Genomic DNA, 19984 nt, shown 5'->3' with positions numbered 1-19984 from the left:
CGCCCTTTGACAACTTTGATTACCGATCCCCCGATCCGGCGGGAAATCTATCAGCCGCCACGATCTCGAACAGCGCCTGGTCGACGTCGAACCGGGCGGGCAGCTCGCCGTTGTCCACCGCCGTGACCAGGTCTGCCCGCAGCTGCCCGCGCCAGCGCGACCACACCTCGGCCACCGCGTCGCGCACCCGGCCGGGGCGGCCGTCGCGCTGGATCCGCGGCAGGCCGCAGCGGCCGCGGAGATCCTCGACGCCCGCTACGCCGTACCGATTGCACTACGAGGCCGAGCAGCCGGACAAGATCGCGGGCTACGTCGAGGTCGCCGACCCGGAGCGGGAGTTCCGCGCCTACGCCGGGCAGCGCGCCCGGGTGCTGGCCGTCGGGGAATGGCTCGACCTGGCCGCCGGCCGCGCCCGGCGATCGGCGTGACCCCGGCTCAGGGCTGGTAGGTACACAGCGCGGCAACGCTGTTGGACTGCTCCACGACCGTCTTGCCGTCGACGGTGATCTTGCACGTGCTGTCCTTGTCGCCCAGCTTGAAGTCGACGGCGGTCACCGTGACCGTGGTGAACGCCAGGTCGTCCATCGTCAGCGTCTGGCTCCAGGTCTTGCCCTTCTCGACGACTTCCTGCGAGTTGGTGGTCCAGCCGCTGCTCCATTGCACGTTGGCCTTCGCGGCGGTCGTCACCTCCACGATCACGGTGTGCTTGCCGGCCGCACTCGGTGCGGCGCTGGCTGGGCTGGATCCGGCGTCCGCGACGACCGGTGGCGCCGCCGCGGTGGGCATGCCGTTGGCGGTGTCGCTGACGGCCTTGCCGAACGCGGCGGTCCAGATCACGCAGATGGCCAAGCCGATGGCGGAGAGTACGACGGCGGTGATCGCCATGCCCTTGTTGCTCGCCTGTCCGCGGTTCGCACGCAGCGTCCCGATGATGCCGAAGATCAGGCCGAGGATCGTCAGCGGCCACGCGACCACGCCGATGAGCGGGATGAACGCGAAGATCAGGCCCACCAGGCCGAGCACGAATCCGGCGGTGCCAAGGCCGTTCTTCGGCTGGGCCGCGGCGGGCGAAGGCGGCGTGGGAGCGTAGGACACGGTTGCCTCTTTCAGGAGCAGCGGCGACACGACCGAGTGCGGTCACGTTCTGCGGCCTCCGTCGTCGCATGGGCCGCGCGTGTAACAGCTCCGGAAGCCCGCGCTTCGTCACGGAACGGACTCGGAAGCCGCACTCGTCGCGCATTTCGGCAGGTACCGACCGTGAGCGGCGCCGTCGGCGTTGTTACCTAAGGTGAGATTCTGGAACGTCAAGTTCACTCGTCCGGGGCATAGCTTCGCAAAGCGGTTGACACGGCGGCGAAACTGATCGGCGTGACCACGGAATGGGCGCTGGTACTTCCCGGCGACCTCGACGACTACGACTGGGCGGTGACCGAGAGCCGGGGCGTTCTCCTGCATGCCGTCCTCCAGCACGGGAGCCGCCGGTTCCCCACGATCGTCTACGACCCCTACCGCATCGTCCAGGACGCCGCCCTGGTGACCGGAGAGTCCGGCACCTTCTACGAGCCGAACGTGATCCTGGTGTCCGAGGTGACACAGGAATCCATCCGGCGAGACGGCGACCGGCTCCTCGCGGGCGGGCACCTGGACTGGCTGCTCGGCCTCGCCCCCGCGAGCGGGGCGGAGTGGTCGCTCGCCGTTCCCGACGCAACCGACTGGACCCGCGTCGACGAACTCGGCACCCTGTCCGCGGAGCTGGCCTACGGCGAACGGCGGTTCCCGCTGACCTTCTTCGACCTGGAGCGGCTTGCCCAGGCCGTCGGATGGGACGGCGTCGACGACTTCTTCGAACGCCGTAGCCGGCCCCGGCCCGTCGACTTCCACGAGGACAACGTCATCGTCCTCCCGGCCTTGACCCGGCACGCAGCCAAGGCCGCGGTCGAGGACCTCACGCGGCGAGGCGAGTTCGACTGGCTGCTCGGCTAAATCCTGGCCCTGCGCACCCGCACGAACCCCACCACGGCGGCCACCGCGGGCAGCCCGAAGAACAGCGCGCCGAAGGCCAGCGCCTGCAGCGCGGTGCCCGCGTCGCTGAACGGGCCGTACCAGCCACTGTCCAGCAGGGACAGGAAGTTCGGTCGCGCGGGGAACAGGATCCGGTCGCCGGCACCGACGAGGTAGCCTGCCGCGTTGACGAACGCCGTCACGCCGAGAAGAACCAGCAACGCCACGAACGGCAGCAGCCCGGCGACGCCGGTCACGGTGAGCATCCGCTCGACCGGGGCGGGCCGGGACACCGCGGGTGCCGCCCGCGTGTCCGCGGCCGCCTCGGACCGGCCGGACGCGGGCAGCCACCGGGTGAGGTCGACCAGCAGGTCGGCGAGGGTGAGCAGGGTGGCGTCGAAGCGGCCGTACGCCTCCTTGCCGAGGGTGCCGTCGGCGAGCACGACCGGGGTCGTCCCGAGGCCGCGGCGGGCCAGCTCCCGTAACGCGGCGGGTGGCAGGGTGCGGCGGGCGAACGCCTCGTCCGAGCAGAGGACCACGTAGCCGTCGTCGAACTCCGGCACGCCCATCCGCTCGATCTCTGGCACGCCGGCCGGACGCCAGGCGCCCAGGTGCCTGCGGTCGCCGACGTACAGCCGCGGGGTGTCCGGCGCCCGCAGCCACACCACGTGGCGGTAGGCGCGCTCACGGTCGGCCTCCTCGACGGAGTGGACGAACGCCACCACGTCGTGCCCGCGGTAGGTGAACTCCGCGGCTTCGACGACGGCGAGATCGGTGAAGGTGCCGAACGAGGGCCGCTGCACCGAGCCAGGCGGGAAATGGCGCGCCGGCTGCTGGCGCAGAAGCCGCTGGAACTCCCGCCGCTTGCGCCGGGTACTGAGGCGGCCGGCCAGCCCGATGGCGAGCACGCCGATCAGCAGGCCGCCGCCGATGACGATGATCGCCGCCTGATCATGCATACCCGACCCTAACCCCCGGCCCGGGTGGACGCGCCCGGTGCGCAGCGGACCGCACCGGGCGCGTGGCGTACCGGCGTCAGCCGGTCACCAGGGACAGCCCGTACACTCGCAGGATCTCGTTGACCGGCTGGAAGTAGCAGGTGGACGTACTCCCACCGGACACGACGCCCTGCGCCTGCGTGCCGGAGATGAACGCACCGCCGGAATCACCGGGCCGGCACTGCGCGTTGGTCGCGGTGAGGCCGCCGACCGATCCCTGCGGGTAGTTCACCGTCTGGTTCTTCCGGCCGATCGTGCCGCGGGTGACGCCGGTGGTCGAGCCGGACTTCGTCACGCTGGCACCGGTCGCCGCCTCGGTCGAGCCACGCACCGGGCCGACACCGGCCACCGAGCCGGCCGGGGTCCAGGAGCTGTTGGTGCGCACCCAGGCGTAGTCGTTGCCGGGGAACGACGCGCCACCCCACTGGCCGAGTGCCTGACCGTTCTTGGTCAGCGCGCCGCCGCCGGTCTCCGTCCGGCAGTGCCCGGCGGTCACGAACCCGCCGCGCACCGAGAAGCCGATCGAACAGCGGGACTGGCCGATGTTGTAGGCCTCGCCGCCCTGGAAACTGGGGTAGTACTGCGGTACCTCGGGCGACTCCTCCACCCGGACCTCGGACAGCCCCGCGGCCGCCGCGACGGCCTTCGCCTTCTCGGAGTGGCCGGGCAGCACCGTCAGCGTGACCGAGTTGTTCGCCACGTCGGGGCCCCACCGGGTAATCCACTTCGGCACCGACGGCGCGATCGAGTTCAGCTTGTCCGTCATCGCGTCCAGGGCCGCGGCACTGGTCCGGACCAGTTTCGGCCGGGCACCCGCCCTGGTCACCTCGGCGGCCTTCGCCCGGTCGGTCACGCCGACCACGAGCGCACCGGACGCGTCGTCGATCCAGGCGCCGCCGAACGCCTCGCCGAGCGTGGAACGCAGCGTCTGCTCGATGGTCGCGGCCTGGGTTTCGTCGGTGGCCGGAACCTGTTGCGGCGCTGCGAAAGCCGCGGGGCTCAGCGGAGCGAGGGCGGACAGCAGGCAGGCTGCCATGATCGTCATTGATCTCTTCTTGGTCACCCGTGGTCTCCTTCGCGCGGGTAGGCGCGCCGCACCGTGACGGCGTGCCGCTGTTGGCTACGAAGACGGAATGACCGGTCAAACCGCGGTGTGTACGGACCTTCCCGAGGTCCCCGGTCCGGTCCAGTAAGAGAGTATCCAACAGCGTTGCCAGGCAACAGGTTTGCGTCGCGACCGCCGACTAAAGTAGGGCGACGGGTACCACCACGCTTGCCGATACGATTCGGTCGCGTGACTGGAGAACACCTTCGTCCGGCGGCGCCGGGTCCCGAGAAGATCACCGTGTTGCGTGGCGACCTGCCCTGCCCCGGCGTCCGGGCCGGCCGGGTCGCCGCCTACGAGTTCGACATTCCCGAGGGCATGTACGTCCGGCCCGGCGCGGGGCGCAGGCAACGCGCGTTCCTGCTGCTGGACGACTCGGTCCAGCTCAACCAGCCGGTGGTGTTCCCACCGGAGCGGGCCGGCTGGTGGTACATCGACCTGGTGGACATCCGCGAACAGGGCGACACCATTCACGTCACCGACCACTACGTCGACTTCATCGTCGGCCCGCCCGGACTCCCGTACCGCGTACTCGATCTGGACGAACTCGGTGAGGCCATGACTTCCGGAAAACTGGCCCCCGCTCAGGTCGCACACGTGCTGACCGCCACCCAGACGTTCGCCGACCGGCACTTGCTGGGTAAGGACCACCGCGGCCCCGGCTGGCTCGACTTCCCGCCGACCGCGCTCGCGCCCGTGCGGGACATCGTGATACCCGGCCCCTGACTGGCCCAGGCCTACCTCAACGGCACGGCACGACCGACGCCTCGGCGGCTGCCGCACACACGTTGGAGCGGGTTGCGGGCCGGGACCGGCGAGGCCGAACAGACTGTTCGATCCCGCCGCCGCGGCCCGCCTCGTCCACGCCTACTTCTTCCAGGTGACCGGGGCGTCCTTGTATTCATCGCTGTCGGTGTAGGTCGCGCCGCCGACCTCGCCGCCTTCGCGGATCGCCTGCAGCTCACACGTTTCGTACTTCGCGCCGACGGTGGTGAAGTCCTTCTTCGCGGTCTCCGACTTGCACTGCGGGGTGTCCCCCGTGATGACCACGCCGGTGCCACGGCCATCCGGGCCGACCGCGCGGAGCCGCATCGAACTGTAGGCGAGGTCGGTACCGCCGACGTTCTCCACAGTGGACCGGATGTACACCGGGATCATGCCCTTGGCCTTGTCGCCGTAGGACGCGAGATCCGCGTTCGACCCCAGTTCGATCGCGTTCACCGTGACCGCGATGGTGCCGGACTTGTCCTTGCCGTACTTGAACGCCACCACCGCGCGCTCGCCGACCTTGAGTTCGGTGCCGGGCGCGGCGACCTCGGCCGAACCGGCCGGTGCCCCGGCGGGCGCGCTGGCTTCTGCGGCAGGTGGGGCCGGGGGCGCGGGAGGAGGCGCGGCCGGCTCGTCGCCCCCACCACCACAGGCGGAAAGCAGGGTCAGCGCGGCAAAACTGGCGGCCAGCATCGCGTAACGTTCGAACTTCATGGGTCTCCTCGGACTCTCCGCAGAACCGGTCATGGCCTGCTCACCACGCACCGATACGGCGAACGGACCACCCAATGTGGCCCGTTCGCGGACAAACTAACACGATCGCTTACGCCGATCGGCCCTCTCGCAGCCCCCGCCGCGGAGATGAGCGAATCCCCGACGCCGCCAAGGTAAGCGGGCTAAAACACAGGTCAGCCGCGCCTGCCCACCCTGGACGCCCGCATCTCAGCACGACGATCGTCCTCGCCTCTAACGGCTGCCGGGTATCAACTGATGTAGCGAAATCCCCCGTTCGGGTCTCCGGATGGGCGCGGATTCTCATCACTCGGGAAGAACCACCGAGGTTGAGTAGGGCTTCTGGAGGCGGGGTGACCTGGGACGCCGCGTCGGTCGCTGGTGTAAGCATTTGGCGGTCAGGACCGGTGACACCGGTTGCCACCGAGCGGCGGCAACTTCCCACGCAGGTGACTGGTATTGCTGAGAACCCAGCTCGGACGCGACAGCCATCCCCACTATCGTTCGCGGCTAGAAAGAGAGTTGCTGCTCGAGCCACGCGGCCGCAGACAAGGGCTGCCGGCTTTCCCTCACGCCCCTACTGAGTTGCCGTCCGACTAGCATTTCGCCTCTGCGGCGAAGTCGATGGAAATCCGGCGCCGGCTGCATCGCCAGTCTTGGGCTTGTGGTCAGGACGGCTGCGGGCGGGATGTCAGTACGAGGAGCTGTTGGCGGCCGTTGGCGGGGGGGTGACCTTGATCCTGTCGACCTGCATCTTCTTGTACCGGGGCGCGGTCCTCGGTGGCCCGGCCCGGGTGCCCGCGGTGGATCACGACCGACGACGCTTCACCCCACGCCTCACCATCGTCCGCGCCGCATCGCACCCGCAGCCGTTTGCCGCTCGTTCGTGCCTGCTTCGGCAACAGGTCGGCCTCCGACACGACGCCGATCACCCGGCCGCCCTCGTCAACGACCGGCATGGCGCTGACCCCGTGCGTTGCCAGCAGCTGTGCGACCGACTTGAACGCGAAAGCGTCTCCCCGGCTCGATCGCGGGTCAGGCTTCGCGCCGGTCGGATCCCAGCGTGAAGTACGCCTCTTCCTCCTGCGCGAAGTGCAGGGTAAGGATGGCGTCCAGCCCGTACAGCGTGGCCCGCAGGTCGTCGGCCTGGTCCGGCCGCAACCCCGAGGGCGACTCGGCGAGGTGCCTGCCGAGCCTGCGCACGAGCCGCGCGATCTCCACGTGCGACCGGCTCATCGTGGCCGTGCCCTCCGGCCCGCCCACCGCGTCGGCCAGCGCCGGGTAGAGCTGCGTCTCTTCGGCGTTCTCGTGCGGGAGCAGCCGTTCGACGAGCATGCGGTAGGCCGTGCGCACGCTCGCGTCGGTGTCCGCCGTGCCGATCCCGGACAGCGCATCGGCCGCCTGGCGGACCGCGAGCCGGGTGGTCAGCAACTCGTTGTGCTCACCGGCAAACCGGTCGAGCAGCCGGTCCACGTCCGCCGAGCCGGCCCGACGGCCCCGGAGTACGCGCAGCGCGTTGAGGATGGCGGCCACGTCGATGGCCTCCTGTGCGATCGCGCCGGCGACAGGCGCCAGCCACCCGGCCGCCGCGAGAAGCATCGCCACAACGGACAGTCCGGTGCCCAGGACGGCGCTCTGCGCCGCGACCCGGCGCGTGTAGCGGGCCGTCTCCACTCCGTCGGCCAGCCGGTCGATACGGTCGTCGACGATCACCGCGTCCGCGGCCTGCACCGCCGCTGTGGACCCACGCGAGCCCAGCGCCACCCCGATGTCGGCGGCGGCGAGCGCGGGAGCGTCGTTCACGCCGTCACCCACCATCACGGTCACCGCACGCTCGTGCTCGGCACGGACCCGGTCCACCTTGCCGGCCGGATCGGCCCGCGCCTGCACGTCGTCCAGCCCCAGCATCGCCGCGACCTCACCGGCGTTGTCCACCCGGTCCCCGGTGAGCAGCACGACGCGGGACATCCCCGCCGCCCGCAGGCGGCGCAGAGCACGGGGAGCGTCGGACCGCAGCCGGTCGCGGACCAGCAGTGCGGCGGCGACCTCGTCATCGATCGTCACCCACACCACGGTGGCCAGGTCGAGCCTGCCTCGCCGGGCGGCGGCCCGCGCCCACGCGGGCACGGCACGGTCCTGGGGCAGCTTGCCGACACGCACCCGCCTGCCACCGACCGTCCCAGTCACTCCCTCACCCGGCGTGTCCACAACGGACTCCGCGAAGCCGGGCGACGCGGCGGCTCTGAGCACGGCACCGGCCAGGACGTGTGACGAGTACTGCTCGACGGCAGCCGCCGCGGCGAGCACCTCGGTGACCAGCACACCTGGGGCACAGACGACGTCGGCCACCTCGGGCCGTCCCTCGGTCAGGGTGCCGGTCTTGTCCAGCACGAGCGTTCTCGCGTGTCCGAGGGTCTCCAGCGCGGCACCGCCCTTGACGACCACGCCACGACGGGACAGCCGGGACATGCCCGACGTCACCGCGATCGGGACCGCGAGCAGCAACGGACAGGGGGTCGCGGTGACGAGCACGGCGACCGCGGGCCCGGGCTGGCCCGCGACAACCCACGCGACACCCGCGATGGTCAGCGCCAGCGGCACGAACCAGATCGCGATCCGGTCGGCCAGGCGCGCGATGGGCGCGGTGTCGGCGGCGGCCTGACGGGCGAGCGTCACCACGCCGGCGTAGGTGCTGTCCGCCGCCGTCGCGTCCGCACGCAGATCGGCGGCGGCACCGGCATTGACCACGCCGCTGCGAACCCGGTCGCCTGCCTGCCGTGTCACCGGTACGGCCTCGCCGGTCAGCGCGGACTCGTCGAACACCGCTGTCCCGAGCAATGTGCCGTCCACCGGGACGACCTCACCGGTGGCGACCACCACGGTGTCGCCCGGCCGGACCTGGTCACTGTCGACGGTGCGCAATTCGTTCCCGGCACGCAGGCGCGCCCGCTCCGGCCGGCGCCGGGTCAGCGCGGACAGGTCCTTGTGGGCACGCCGCCGCGCCCTGGCCTCCAGCAGTTCACCGGTGGCCACCATCAGGGCGACGATGGCACCGGCGAGGTACTCGCCCACGGCCACGGTCGTGACCAGTGCGAGCACGGCGAGCACGTCGACACCGAACCGGGCACGCCACAGCGCACGCACCATCGACGTCGCCGCCGGAACGGCGACGAACACGGCCGCGGTGGCCCAGAGCGCGTCCGACAGTGGCACGGCCACCAGCCGCGCGCCGGCACCGCCCGCGAGCAGGAGCGCCACCACGACCAGCTGGCTCACCACCCACGGGGACGTGTGCTCAGCCGGAGTGGTGACGTGCGATGGCACGCTGCACCTCGTCCACTCGGCGCCGGCGGATCTCGTCGGCCGCTGCCTTCTCCGCCGCGGTCAGCACCACCGCGTCGGGACCGGGGAAAATCAGGGTCTCGCGGTCGTCGCGCAGCCACCGCACGCGGTAGGGCGGCGCGCCGTCGGGTGAGCTCACCTCGACGATGCGGCCGAGCTGGTCGGCGTTGCCCACGACGGTGCTCTTGACGAGCAGCCAGTCTCCGGTGCGCGCCCTCATGGTGTACTCCTCGTCTCGGGTTCTGGTCGCGAACGTGTGGTCCTCAGTCCTCAGTCCTCAGGTGGGCGGACGACCGCCACCGGGCACGGTGCATGGGTCACCAGCGCCTGGCTCGTCGAGCCGAGCAGCATGCCCGGATGTCCGAACCTGCCGCGGCTGCCCACGACGACCAGACGTGCCGCGCCGGCGGCGGTCAGCAGGGCACCGGGTGGCCGCTCCCGGATCACGCGGGCCTCAACCTGAAGACCCGGGTGTTCGCGCCGGCAGGCAGTCAGCTGATCGTCGAGCATGCGGCGGCACTGCTCGACGATGCGGTCCGGGTCGGCCGTCAGCACGCCGGCACCGACGGTGAGCTCGGTCCAGGCGTGCAGCGCGACCAGTGGTGCACCACACCGGACGGCGTGACCGGCGGCGAACCGGATCGCCGCGGAGCCGGCCACCGAGCCGTCGACACCGACGACGACGGGTCCGTCATCCGGGATCCCGCCGCGCACCACGACCACCGGGGTCGCGGCGTGGGCGACGATCGCCAGTGCGACGGAACCGGCGAGCATGCCGTCGACGCCACCGAGGCCACGTCCGCCCAGTACGACCGACACCGCACCATCCGCGTAACGCAGCAGCGCCGGAACCGGGCCGGCGCCGTCCAGTACCGAGTCGATGACGACGTCCGGCGCCGCCGCCTCGGCCACCCGGACCGCCGCGGTCAGCCAGATCCGGCCCTGGGCGCGCACCGCCGCCCGAAGCTGCGCGGCACCAGGCAACGGCTCACCGTCGACATCGAGGTCGCCACAGGCATGGACGAGCCTGAGATCGGCTCCCCGCCGGGCCGCGTCACGGGCCGCCCACCGCACCGCGTCGAGTGCGGCGGGCGACCCGTCGACCCCGCACACCACCACCGCGGTCACGACCGCCTCACCTCGTGGTGGTCGTCCCAGACGTAGTCGAGCCGGTTGCGTACCTCGACCACACCGGGGATCGCCTTGGTGAGCGTGGTCGCCAGGTCCACGTCACCGCGGTAGGTGACGAGCCCGAGCAGGGTGACCACTCCGTGCTCGACACCGACGCCGACCGCATCCGACGGAACCCGCAGCCCGTCGGTGAACACGCTGCGCCACACCTCCGCGCCGATCTCGGCGTCCGGCCGGATCAGCGGGCGCAACAGGTCACGCCGCGCCACGACGCCGGTGAGCTTGCCGTTCTCGGTGACGAACAACCGCCGGATCCGGTGCTTCTCCAGCGCCCGCGCGGCAACCGACACCGGCTCGCCGGCGTCGACAGTGATCGCGGGCGCGGTCATCACATCGCGCGCTCGCGGTCCGGTGCGGTATCCGCGCACACGCCGCCGCCACCACGGTGTACGGCGTCGCGGGCGCAACAGGTCGGCCTCGGAGACGACGCCGAGCACTGTCCCGTCTCTCGCCACCACCGGCACGGCGCTGACGCCCCGCCCACCGAGTACTTCGGCGATCGTCTTCAGGTCGGTGCCGGGCTCCACCGTGTACGGAGCCGTGGTCATCACCGACCGAACCTGGAGCTCCTGCGGACCCGGACCGTCCGTGGCGACCACGGCGAAGTCGGCTTTGTCAGTCACGATCGGACTCCCCTCTCCTAGGACCGCGTCCACCGCTGCTGCTCGCGTCGCCATGCCCGATCCCACTGGTCGTAGCGGTACCGGTCGAGCAGCAGGTGCAGCAGGGCGCAGGCACCGAACAGCAGGAGACACACGGCTACCCAGACCCCGAGGCTCGCGGACACCGCGTTGATCGCCGCCCCGGCGCGGCTCAGTGGTGGCGCGACGGGGTTTCCGTCACCGTCGAGCCAGATGGGGACGCGCTCCCCGGCCTTGGTGCCTTCCTCGGCCGGCACCTTGCCGGTGCGCTCGGCCCCGTTGGGCATGAGCCAGACGGCCTCGGTGGGATGCCGGTCGGCGACGACGCCGTCGGCCTGGCCGTCTTCCGGCTGACCGTCGGTCAGCAACGTCGCGGTGGCCGGGTGGCGGGTCCGGCTCTCCCAGTCGGACCGGGCGCTCTGACTCGCGTAGACCTCCGACCCCAGTGCTGCCGTGAACGGCAGCGCCGCGAATGCCACCAGGACGGCGGCCAGGACGACAACGGCTTCCAGCCGGTCGGATCCTCTGGCGGCGGTCTTGTCACGTCCTCGGGCGGTCTGCCACAGCTGCCGCCTCCAGGCACGCAGGGTTCTCATGTCGTCCTCCGGGTTTCGGTCAGGGAAGTTCGGGAATGGGGCGGGCGACGTCGGCCGCCGGACGGCGTGAGGTCATCCGCACCGGGTAGCCGTAGCCGAGACGCAACAGGGTGTGCACCGTGCCGGCGTCACCGAAGATCCGGTCCAGTTCGGTCCGGGTGTCCGGGGTCTCGAACGGCTGCGAGACGAACGACGACGCCAGACCGAGCGCGGTGGCGGTCAGCAGCACGCGCTGCATCACCATGCCGCCCCTCAGGTCCGCTCGCGGCCCTTCGCCACCGGTCAGCACGGCGGCCAGTAACGGCTGCCGTTCGTAGGCCCGCGCCGGCAGGTCCGGATTGGCGTGCGATCCGCGTTGCGGGACGAACTGGTCCTCCAGCGCCGGCGGTGCCGCCGACACCGTCGGCACACCGTCCGGGCTGGCGACGTCGCGGCCGGTCCACCGAGCGGCTTCGGCGGCATAGCGGCTGTCGGTGCCGTGGACCATCTCCGCCTGCCGGACCAGCGACGCGACGGCCTCGTAGCGCGAGGGCTGGTCCAGGAAGTCCAGCCGGCCTCCCGCGGTCTGGGCCGCGCGGCTCAGCCTCGCCCGCGATGCTTCCGGTACAGGCCGGTCGAGGTAGGGCCGGCGGTTGGTGTGCCGCCGGTATACCGCTTCCGCCAGTTCCCGTTCCTCAGGTGAGGCGTGGTGGTTGCCGGCCAGCTCGACCACGGCGAGCAGATCCGGATCGCCCGCGGCAGGCACCAGCCTGATTCTCGCGTGGATCCCATTGGCCGCGAGCGTGATCGTCAGGTTCAGCAGGGCCGCCCCACAGGACAGCCTGGCCTCACGACCGTCCGGGTCGGCGACGCGCAGCACCCTGTCGCGGTCCAGTCGCAGCTCGACCCGGTCCGGCCCGACCCGGAAACACCACGGCTGGGTGTTGTGCGGCGACGGAGCGCGGACCGCGGCGGCCAGCGCCTGATCGACGGGTGTCGGCAGGGGTCGGGTCATCTCGGACTCCATGAGTCGGCGTTCGTTGCCTTCTCATGGTCTGTCCGGACCAGACACCGTCGATGCAGGCCGCGGTCACGTCACCGAAGGACTTTGGGCCTCATGGACCTACGGCCGGCGGCACCTCATCGCACGCGTTCCCAGCCACGGCGGGGTGGAAGGCGCTCCGCCCCAGGGGCCTTGGACAGCGGTCGGCGTGGGCGGTCGAGAGTCTGTGTCCCGGCTCCGTCGTCGACGTCGTGCCCACCGGTCGGTGAACGGACCCCAGCGTCGGCTCCGGACCGCCCGTCGGACACGGGCCCAGGGCCGTGCGGGTGAGGGATCGAGGTCATCGTCGGCGCGCCTTCCTTGACCGGTTCACCGCCCGATGGCGAGCATGCTCGGCTCCGCGACCTCGATCTCCACCTGTGGCGGGCAGCGCAGGGTGTTGTGCACCGCGCAGTGGTCGATCGCCGCCAGCAGACGCTGCTGCTGTGCCGGTTCGAGCGGCGCGGGCAGGACGATCCTGAGGCTGACCCGACCGACTCGCACGGGGTCGGGTCTGGTCGTCCACCGGGCCTGCACCATCAGCCCGTCGGCCGGAAGGCCGTCCGCTCTGAGCTGTGCCACCCCGTAGTGCGCTGCGCACGAGGCCAGTGCCATCACCAGCAGCTCCAGCGGTGTCGGCCCGACCTCCGTCCCGTCGTCCGCGGGCTGGTCCACCAGGACGACGTGGTCCCGGGTCTCCACGCGGAACTTCTGGTCGGCGAGGTGAGTGACGCTTACCGTGGACATGTCCGTTCCTCCGTTCGCCGTACTCAGTGCCACAGGCCGTAGAGCACACCGTGGTCGCCCGGGCCGGCCGGTCCGGGACGGTTGTCGTCGCGCTGGTAGGTCAGTTCGTTGACCACGTCGACCACACCGGCGACACGCCGGGTGAGCGATTCCGCGATAGGGACGAGGCTCCTCGTCTCGACCTGGCCGGTGAGCGTCACGACGCCGTCAGCCACCTCGACGCCGGCGTCGGCGGGCGTCACGGGCAGGCACAGCGCCCTGATCAGGACCTCGGCCACGATCTCGGCACGCAGTTCGGCGTCGGTGCGGACGAAGACATTCACCAGATCGGCTCGGCTGACGATGCCGGTCAGCACGCCGTCTTCGTCGACGACGGGAAGGTGTTTCACCCCGTGCTCCACCATCGTCCTGGCGGCCTCGCCCACCCCGGCCCCGGCGCCGATGGTCACCACGGGAGAACTCATGATGTCCCCGGCCACCCGTCCCCCGGCCTTCGCGGCCCGTGCCGAGAACCTGCGCCACAGTCTCCCGGCACGGGACCGTGCCTGTTTGGGCAGCAGGTCGGCCTCCGACACCACGCCGATCACCCGCCGGTCGTCGCCGACGACCGGCACGGAACCGATCCCGTGGGTGGCGAGCAGTTGCACCACCGCCTTGAACGAGGTCGTCGCCCGCACCGTGACGACCTCCTCGGTCATCACGTCACGTACTCGTGGCTTCCACATGATGGCCTCCTGTCCTTTTCCGGAGGCTAGGAAGCGGGTGCCCGGCCCGGCGAGGGTCACAGGACCGCCCGATGACCGACGTTGGTCACCAGAAATCACGGACGAACGAGTGCAGGTGCGCACCCTGCGGACGATCGAAAAGGCCGCGATGCTCGCCCGCCGGTGACTTCCGTCCCTGGCCTGGCCCGCCAGCCGCGGCGAATCTGGGACACATGTCGCTGACCGAGCACTGGGCCACCGCCCAGGAGACGCACATCGGTGCGGTCTACTTCGCCGGAAACCACGCCTACAAACTCAAGAAACCGGTCGACGCGGGCTTTCTCGACTTCACCACCCGCCAGGAACGGGAAAGCGCCTGCCACCGCGAGGTCGAACTCAATCGCCGGCTCGCTCCCGACGTCTACCTCGGCGTCGCCGACGTGACCGGGCCGGACGGAACCGTCTGCGATCATCTGGTGGTCATGCGGCGCATGCCCGCCGACCGCCGCCTGTCCACACTCGTGCGCGGAGGCGAGCAGGTGACCGAACACGTTCACCGGCTCGCCCGACTGCTCGCCGTCTTCCACGGCAAGGCCGCCCGCGGCACCGAGATCGACGCCGACGGCACCGTCACAGCACTGCGCGACCGCTGGCTGGCCAGCTTCGACCAGGTCCGCCGGTTCCACGGAGCGGTACTGGACACCGCCCAGGCCGCCGAGATCGAGCGGCTGGTCCTGGCCTTCCTCGACGGCCGCGCCGCCCTGTTCGACGCGCGGGTGGAAGCGGGCCGGATCGTCGACGGCCATGGCGACCTGCTGGCCGACGACATCTTCTGCCTCGACGACGGACCCCGGGTACTGGACTGCCTGGAGTTCGACGACCGGCTCCGCCACCTCGACGGTCTCGACGACGTGGCCTTCCTGGCGATGGACCTGGAACGGCTGGGTGCGCCCGACCTCGGGCGGCTGCTGCTCGACCGGTATGCCGAGTTCACCGGTGATCCGGCGCCCGCGGCGCTGCGGCACCACTACATCGCCTACCGCGCGTTCGTGCGGGCGAAGGTGGCCTGCCTGCGATCCGAGCAGGGTGGCGCCGACACCGCACCGCTGGCGCGCGAGTACGCCGCGATCGCGCTCGAGCATCTGAAGCGCGCCGACGTCCGGCTGGTCCTGGTGGGCGGGCTGCCAGCCACCGGGAAGACGACGCTCGCCGGTGCTCTCGCGGATCGCCTCGGCGCCACTGTGATCAGCTCCGACCGGGTACGCAAGGAACTGGCCGGTCTCACACCGGACGATTCGGCCGCGGCACCGTACGGGCAGGGACTCTACGACGACGAACACACGACCCGCACCTACACCGAACTGCTCCGGCGAGCCGAGCGCCTCCTGTCCCTCGGGGAGACGGTCGTGCTGGACGCCTCCTGGAACGACGCAGGCCACCGGCATGCCGCGGCGGCCACCGCGGTGCGCACCAACAGCGGATTCGTGCCGTTGCAGTGCTGGGCGCCGCGGACCACCGCCGACGTCCGGCTGCGCACCCGGGAACCCGGGCCGTCCGACGCCACCCCCGACGTCGCCGCACGGATGGCCGAGCACCTCGACCCGTGGCCCGGTGCGCATACCGTGCTGACCGCCGGACGGCCCGCCGACTCCGTCACCCAGGCACTGGCCTATGTGGACTGAAAGGCGGTAACGGTCAGGCCATCGGTGCGGCCCAGGTCAGCCATCTAGTCACGGGACTGCAGCAGCTCACGCAGGCGACCCACCGGTCCTCCCGCAGGGGCGGCTCCCCGGAGCCCCGGCCGGACGCGAATCCGAAAGTCACAAGCCCAACTATGCCCCACCGGGGGCAGGTTAACCATCAACCAACGGCGTGGTCGGCGACCATGGGACTCAAGTCCCGGTACTCCGGGTCCTGTGGCCGCGGCCTGCCCTCCGGCCGGCTCCCTAGCGTGGTGGTCGTGAACGAGGAACCGACCACACCGAACGAGCTGAGCCCACGACAACGGCACCGCGCGGTGCGCACCGTGGCCCGTCACGCCCACGACGCCGCGGACCTGCGGGAACTGCTCGCCATGCTGGATCTGTCGGCCGCCGAGGGGCACGCACCGAGGCGCCCGCCCGCTCCGCCCGCCAGACGGAAGGCCCACCGCACACTCACCGCCGCCGAGCTCACCGACCTGGTCCGGACAGCGGCGGGCGCCAGGTAGATGGTCCTGAGCGCAGAACTCGCGTGCCCGAACGCAGAACTCGCGGTCTTGAACGCAGAACTCATGATGTGGACTGCGAGCCACCGGCCTCGCGTGGGCGAACGGGCCGGTCGCGCGACCGCGCCCGGCCCGCATCTCGCGCCCAGGAACGCGAATGACGCACTCCGGACCTGGTGGGGCTCATGCGCAGACCTAGGAGCGTGCCAGCGTCGAACGCCGGCGCTCGTACTCCTCCTGGTCGATGTCCCCGCGCGCGTAACGCTCGTCGAGCAGTCGCAACGCGTTGCCCTGAGAATGCCGTGCGGGACCGTACCGGCGGAACACGACGACCAGAACCGTGATCAAGCCGCCCCACAACAACACCATTGAGATGAGCATGAACAGCCCGCCGAGCCACCCGCCGCCGTCGTAGAACCAGTGTGGCATGACAACCTCCTCGATTCGTTTCCTGTCCTACAACGAATCTCCGCTTCCGCCGGTCACACGGTCAGGAGCGAAAGGCACTCGGCTGCGGGACTTTGGTGCGGCCGAGGCGCGGGGGTCAGCGGGTTGTCAGCACCAACCAGCGACGACGGGGGCCGCCGGGAGTTCGTGGCCAGGTGGAACAGGACCCGGCGCGGGCAGCGCGACAACGAATCCGAGGGTGACCAGACCGAGGCCGGCAAGACCGACCGTGGTGGCTCGCCGTAGATGCCGCCGGGACAGTCCGAGCGCCGCCCACCCCACCCCGGTCCGGCGAGCGAGCGCGACGAGGGCGGCGACCACGAACACTCCGGACAGCGGGTAGGCCCAGCCGGGCAGCACGAGGTTGACCGACGTGGTCGTCGCCGCCAGGAGAATGACCGCGACAAGCAGCGCCGGGAGGCGTCTGCGGACCGGAACGTGGGGGGCTGGGGCAAGGACACTGACATCGCTCATCGATTTCCAGTGTGCGCCCGCCCGCGGACCACGGCGGATTCGTCGACGAGCGCGCCGAGCACGTCGCGCCAGCTCACCATGCCGACCACACGATCGCCCTGGAGAACCGGCAGGCATCGCTGGCGCCGGTCCATCAGTCGCCGCACGAGTTCGCCCAGATCGGCGTCCGCATCGATCCCTGGCGCGGCGGTCACCATGATGTCCTTCACCGGCCTCGCCGTGTGCTGGATCAGCGCGCCGTCCTCGGGTCCGCCGGTTCGCCGGGAACGCGGTGCCAGCCGGGCGAAACCGAGTTCGGCTTCGGTGACGACGCCGAGCAGCCCGGCCTCGGTGTCGACGACCGGCAGCGTGGTGAATCCCTGCGACAGCAGGACGTCGACCGCCTCCTCGACGGAGGCGCCGGGGGTGAGCGCGATCGCCGGACTGGTCATGATGTCACGTACCCGCATGGTCGCTCCTGTGCTCGGGGTTGCTTGTCATATCGCCGTCAGCCCGTGCACGACCTCGTCGAGGGGACGCCGGGGGGTCGCCGGCAACGGGTCCGCGTTCACACCGGCCCAGCCGATCTTCAGCACCATCTGGGGACAGCTGCCGCCGCCGAGGACCCGCTCGGCCACCCTCGCCCGGGTATCCCGCAGGTTCAGCGGCTCGGTGAGCGGGCACGCGGCCAGACCCAGTTCGGTGGCGGTGAGCAGCGCGGCACTGGTCGCCTCGCCCGCGCGCAACCGGGAGAGCCGGTCGTCCGAGGCCGTGGCGATCACCAGCAGCACCGACTCGTCGGGCTCATCGGCGGAACCGGACGGTTGCCGCAGCCGAGGATCCGAGAACCGGCGCATGGTCACCTCCCCCAGCGGGTCCGCGGCCGGCGCGTTCGCCGCCGGCACACCATCGGTCGAAGCATGCCGCCCGCTCCACGCGACCAGCTCCACCTGGTACGCGGCGTCGGCGGCGTGCACGCGGGCGGCATCGCCGATCGCGTCGATCAGGTCGTGACGTGCCCGCGGCTCGACGACGGCGGTGAGCGCGGCGCCTTCGGCCGCGACCCGCTCGGTGAGCTCGGCCAGCCTGCCCCGTGGTACGGGCCAGGAGCTGTACCGGCGACGATCGGTACGCCGCCGCGGGATGGCGGCGGCGAGAGCGATCTCGTCGTGGGTCGGTTCGTGCCGGTGCAGTTCCACCGATGCCAGATGGCCCGGCTCGGCGGCGTTGGGCAACCGCCGGACCGTGGTGCTCCAGCCAAGCGCCGCGAACGCGACCCGCAGGTGGTGCAGCGCCGCACCACAGCTGAGCATCAGGTCGTGGCCGTCCGGGTCGGTTTCCCGCAGCCGGAGGTCCGGATCGACGTAGAGATGTATGGAGCGAGCGCCCACCCGCCACCGCCACGGCTGCGAGTTGTGTACCGAGGGCGCGCGCACGGCCAGCGCGAGCGCTACCCGAACGGTGTAGTCGTCGGGAAGTCCGTGATCCATCGGGGTTCCTCCGTGCCGAGTCCGGTTACCTGTGCTGCGATGTTCCGCCGCCGCACCACCGCGGAGGCAGGGCCGAAGTGCTCCGGCCCGCAGGGCCTACGTCCGCTGATCAGAGGCCGAGTTCACCGCAGGCCGCACGGATCCGGTCGGCGGAGAGCCGCAGCTGCGCGAGCTCCTCGTCGGCCAGCGGCACCGCCACCGGGGCACCCGCCCCGGCACGGTCGACCAGCCGGGGCAGGGACATGCACACCCCGGAGATGCCGTGGAAGTCCGGCACCAGAGTGCTCACCGGAAGAATGAGCCGCTGGTCGCCGACGATGGCGCCGATGATGTAGGCCACCGCGAGGCCCACGGCGTAGTTGGTGGCGCCCTTGCCCTTGATGACCTCGTACGCCGCGTTCGTCACCGAATCGGCGATGCCGGCGCGAACCTCGGGTGTGAACACCGGTACGCCGTCGGTGGTCCAGCCGGTCACCGGGACCGATCCGATGCTGGCGCCCGACCACAGCGCCACGGCGCTGTCACCGTGCTCGCCCGCGATGTAGGCGCGCACGCTCGGCGCGCCGACACCGGCACGTTCGGAGATCAGCATCCGCAGCCGGGACGAGTCGAGCACGGTCCCCGAACCCACGACCCGGTGGGCCGGAAGCCCGGTGAGGGTCAGGATGGCCTGGGTGACCACATCCACCGGATTGGTCACCGGTAGCAGGATCGCGTCGGGCGCCACCCGGAGCAGCCGCGGCACCACCGCACGGCAGAGTGCGACGTTGGCCTCGGCCAGGGCCATCCGGGACTGGCCGGGCTTCTGCTTGGCGCCGGCTGCGATCACCACGACGTCGGCATCTGCGCACACCGCGATGTCGGTTCCCCCCACGATCGTCATCGGTGGCGCGAACATGCTGCCGTGCCGCAGGTCGAGCACCTGCGCACGGACCTTCGCGGCATTCGTGTCGTACAGCGCGATCGTGTGGGCCACACCGTGAATCTGGCATGCGTAGGCGATGGTCGCTCCGACGGCGCCCGCGCCGACGACGGCGATCTTCGCGCCGCGTGACGACGAGTGTGTGCTGAACAGCTGGCCCATGTGGCTTCCCCTGTGCTCGGTGACGTGTCCATCGTGTCCGGAACCCGGGGTGCCGTCGCCGGGACGTTGGTCCTCATTCCCGGGACCTTGCTCTCTCGTCACCCGTCCGCCGCACGCGGAGGCTGAACCCACGGCGGCCGGCCGATCCGGCTCGCGGGACAGGAGAATCGCCATGCGGCAGAAGCGATGGACGGTCGAGATCTTCATCGACGAGCACGAGCAGCGCACCCGGGCGGAGGCCAGGTTGCGTAACCCGGACGCGGCAGGGCTGACCGGCACCGGGCTGGCCAGGCTGAATCCGCGGGACGCGAACGTACCCGAGATCGGGGACGAACTGGCGGTCTCGCGGGCACTGGCCGATCTCGCCCACCAGCTGCTGGACGTGGCCGCCGAGGACATCGGCGGTGTCACCCACGAACAAGTGCGGCTCGCCCACTAGGCCGGCACCCCGCCGGCCT

General features: G+C 71.1%; 25 protein-coding genes. 6 read left to right on the top strand and 19 right to left on the bottom strand.

What is annotated here, in order from left to right:
• Positions 1–19 precede the first annotated feature (19 nt).
• On the bottom strand, positions 20–187 hold the full coding sequence (locus tag EWH70_RS02395; protein WP_240686749.1) for a TetR family transcriptional regulator C-terminal domain-containing protein: 168 nt from the start codon (positions 185–187) through the stop codon (positions 20–22).
• 82 nt (positions 188–269) lie between these two features.
• Here EWH70_RS02395 and EWH70_RS02390 point away from each other — a divergent pair, with 82 nt between their 5' ends.
• Positions 270–428 (top strand): hypothetical protein, encoded by a 159-nt coding sequence (locus tag EWH70_RS02390; RefSeq protein WP_240686748.1) that lies wholly within the window; start codon positions 270–272, stop codon positions 426–428.
• 7 nt (positions 429–435) lie between these two features.
• On the opposite strand, the gene EWH70_RS02385 is transcribed toward EWH70_RS02390, so the two are convergent.
• The gene (locus EWH70_RS02385) at positions 436–1095 is read right to left on the bottom strand and encodes a DUF4190 domain-containing protein (RefSeq protein WP_130473509.1); all 660 of its coding nucleotides are present in this window, start codon (positions 1093–1095) and stop codon (positions 436–438) included.
• 273 nt (positions 1096–1368) lie between these two features.
• Here EWH70_RS02385 and EWH70_RS02380 point away from each other — a divergent pair, with 273 nt between their 5' ends.
• Positions 1369–1983, top strand: coding sequence for a hypothetical protein (locus EWH70_RS02380; protein WP_130473508.1), 615 nt, complete (start codon positions 1369–1371; stop codon positions 1981–1983).
• On the opposite strand, the gene EWH70_RS02375 is transcribed toward EWH70_RS02380, so the two are convergent.
• Entirely contained in the window at positions 1980–2960 is a 981-nt protein-coding gene (locus tag EWH70_RS02375; RefSeq protein ID WP_130473507.1) for a hypothetical protein, read from the bottom strand. The genes EWH70_RS02380 and EWH70_RS02375 overlap by 4 nt on opposite strands.
• 76 nt (positions 2961–3036) lie before the next feature.
• Positions 3037–4044 carry a S1 family peptidase gene (locus EWH70_RS02370; RefSeq protein WP_130473506.1) on the bottom strand — a complete coding sequence of 336 codons (1008 nt, stop codon included), beginning with the start codon at positions 4042–4044 and terminating at the stop codon, positions 3037–3039.
• Between the two features lie 249 nt (positions 4045–4293).
• Between EWH70_RS02370 and EWH70_RS02365 the strand changes: the two genes are divergently transcribed.
• Positions 4294–4830: a ribonuclease FAU-1 family protein gene (locus EWH70_RS02365; protein ID WP_130473505.1), complete on the top strand. Its 537-nt coding sequence runs from the start codon at positions 4294–4296 to the stop codon at positions 4828–4830.
• 141 nt (positions 4831–4971) lie between these two features.
• Here the strand turns inward: EWH70_RS02365 and EWH70_RS02360 are convergent, their stop codons facing one another.
• The 10 genes from EWH70_RS02360 to EWH70_RS02315 all read right to left on the bottom strand — a co-directional run bounded on the left by EWH70_RS02360 (position 4972) and on the right by EWH70_RS02315 (position 13867).
• Entirely contained in the window at positions 4972–5586 is a 615-nt protein-coding gene (locus tag EWH70_RS02360) for a hypothetical protein (protein ID WP_130473504.1), read from the bottom strand.
• A gap of 686 nt (positions 5587–6272) precedes the next feature.
• Positions 6273–6587, bottom strand: a complete 315-nt coding sequence (locus tag EWH70_RS36580) for a CBS domain-containing protein (protein ID WP_338078556.1) — start codon at positions 6585–6587, stop codon at positions 6273–6275.
• 52 nt (positions 6588–6639) lie between these two features.
• Positions 6640–8751, bottom strand: coding sequence for a heavy metal translocating P-type ATPase (locus EWH70_RS02350; RefSeq protein WP_130473705.1), 2112 nt, complete (start codon positions 8749–8751; stop codon positions 6640–6642).
• Positions 8752–8899: 148 nt separating this feature from the next.
• Positions 8900–9166, bottom strand: coding sequence for a DUF1918 domain-containing protein (locus tag EWH70_RS02345; protein ID WP_130473502.1), 267 nt, complete (start codon positions 9164–9166; stop codon positions 8900–8902).
• A 50-nt stretch (positions 9167–9216) separates the two neighbouring features.
• Positions 9217–10074 carry a universal stress protein gene (locus tag EWH70_RS02340; protein ID WP_130473501.1) on the bottom strand — a complete coding sequence of 286 codons (858 nt, stop codon included), beginning with the start codon at positions 10072–10074 and terminating at the stop codon, positions 9217–9219.
• Positions 10071–10760, bottom strand: coding sequence for a CBS domain-containing protein (locus tag EWH70_RS02335; RefSeq protein ID WP_240686747.1), 690 nt, complete (start codon positions 10758–10760; stop codon positions 10071–10073). Before EWH70_RS02335 ends, EWH70_RS02340 begins: the two co-directional genes overlap by 4 nt.
• 17 nt (positions 10761–10777) lie before the next feature.
• The gene (locus EWH70_RS02330; protein ID WP_130473500.1) at positions 10778–11374 is read right to left on the bottom strand and encodes an Rv1733c family protein; all 597 of its coding nucleotides are present in this window, start codon (positions 11372–11374) and stop codon (positions 10778–10780) included.
• Positions 11375–11393: 19 nt separating this feature from the next.
• The gene (locus EWH70_RS02325; RefSeq protein ID WP_130473499.1) at positions 11394–12368 is read right to left on the bottom strand and encodes an Acg family FMN-binding oxidoreductase; all 975 of its coding nucleotides are present in this window, start codon (positions 12366–12368) and stop codon (positions 11394–11396) included.
• Positions 12369–12725: 357 nt separating this feature from the next.
• Positions 12726–13142 (bottom strand): OsmC family protein, encoded by a 417-nt coding sequence (locus tag EWH70_RS02320; protein ID WP_130473498.1) that lies wholly within the window; start codon positions 13140–13142, stop codon positions 12726–12728.
• Between the two features lie 23 nt (positions 13143–13165).
• Positions 13166–13867 carry a CBS domain-containing protein gene (locus tag EWH70_RS02315; protein WP_130473497.1) on the bottom strand — a complete coding sequence of 234 codons (702 nt, stop codon included), beginning with the start codon at positions 13865–13867 and terminating at the stop codon, positions 13166–13168.
• Between the two features lie 212 nt (positions 13868–14079).
• Between EWH70_RS02315 and EWH70_RS02310 the strand changes: the two genes are divergently transcribed.
• Together EWH70_RS02310 and EWH70_RS02305 are read left to right on the top strand one after the other, a co-directional pair.
• On the top strand, positions 14080–15528 hold the full coding sequence (locus EWH70_RS02310) for a bifunctional aminoglycoside phosphotransferase/ATP-binding protein (RefSeq protein WP_130473496.1): 1449 nt from the start codon (positions 14080–14082) through the stop codon (positions 15526–15528).
• Between the two features lie 278 nt (positions 15529–15806).
• On the top strand, positions 15807–16055 hold the full coding sequence (locus tag EWH70_RS02305; protein WP_130473495.1) for a hypothetical protein: 249 nt from the start codon (positions 15807–15809) through the stop codon (positions 16053–16055).
• A 192-nt stretch (positions 16056–16247) separates the two neighbouring features.
• Here EWH70_RS02305 and EWH70_RS02300 read toward each other — a convergent pair whose 3' ends face one another.
• The 5 genes from EWH70_RS02300 to EWH70_RS02280 form a co-directional block, all read right to left on the bottom strand.
• Positions 16248–16481 carry an SHOCT domain-containing protein gene (locus EWH70_RS02300; protein ID WP_130473494.1) on the bottom strand — a complete coding sequence of 78 codons (234 nt, stop codon included), beginning with the start codon at positions 16479–16481 and terminating at the stop codon, positions 16248–16250.
• 126 nt (positions 16482–16607) lie between these two features.
• Entirely contained in the window at positions 16608–16973 is a 366-nt protein-coding gene (locus EWH70_RS02295; RefSeq protein WP_130473493.1) for a hypothetical protein, read from the bottom strand.
• Complete coding sequence (locus EWH70_RS02290) at positions 16970–17422, bottom strand: CBS domain-containing protein (protein WP_130473492.1); 453 nt, start codon at positions 17420–17422, stop codon at positions 16970–16972. Before EWH70_RS02290 ends, EWH70_RS02295 begins: the two co-directional genes overlap by 4 nt.
• Before the next feature lie 27 nt (positions 17423–17449).
• Entirely contained in the window at positions 17450–18442 is a 993-nt protein-coding gene (locus EWH70_RS02285; RefSeq protein WP_130473491.1) for an Acg family FMN-binding oxidoreductase, read from the bottom strand.
• A gap of 109 nt (positions 18443–18551) precedes the next feature.
• Positions 18552–19526, bottom strand: a complete 975-nt coding sequence (locus tag EWH70_RS02280) for an L-lactate dehydrogenase (protein ID WP_130473490.1) — start codon at positions 19524–19526, stop codon at positions 18552–18554.
• A gap of 172 nt (positions 19527–19698) precedes the next feature.
• Here EWH70_RS02280 and EWH70_RS02275 point away from each other — a divergent pair, with 172 nt between their 5' ends.
• Positions 19699–19965 (top strand): DUF1876 domain-containing protein, encoded by a 267-nt coding sequence (locus tag EWH70_RS02275; RefSeq protein ID WP_130473489.1) that lies wholly within the window; start codon positions 19699–19701, stop codon positions 19963–19965.
• Positions 19966–19984: the final 19 nt, after the last annotated feature.

It is taken from the genome of Amycolatopsis suaedae (assembly GCF_004214935.1).
GTDB lineage: Bacteria > Actinomycetota > Actinomycetes > Mycobacteriales > Pseudonocardiaceae > Amycolatopsis > Amycolatopsis suaedae.
This window is presented reverse-complemented; position numbering and strand designations above follow the sequence as displayed.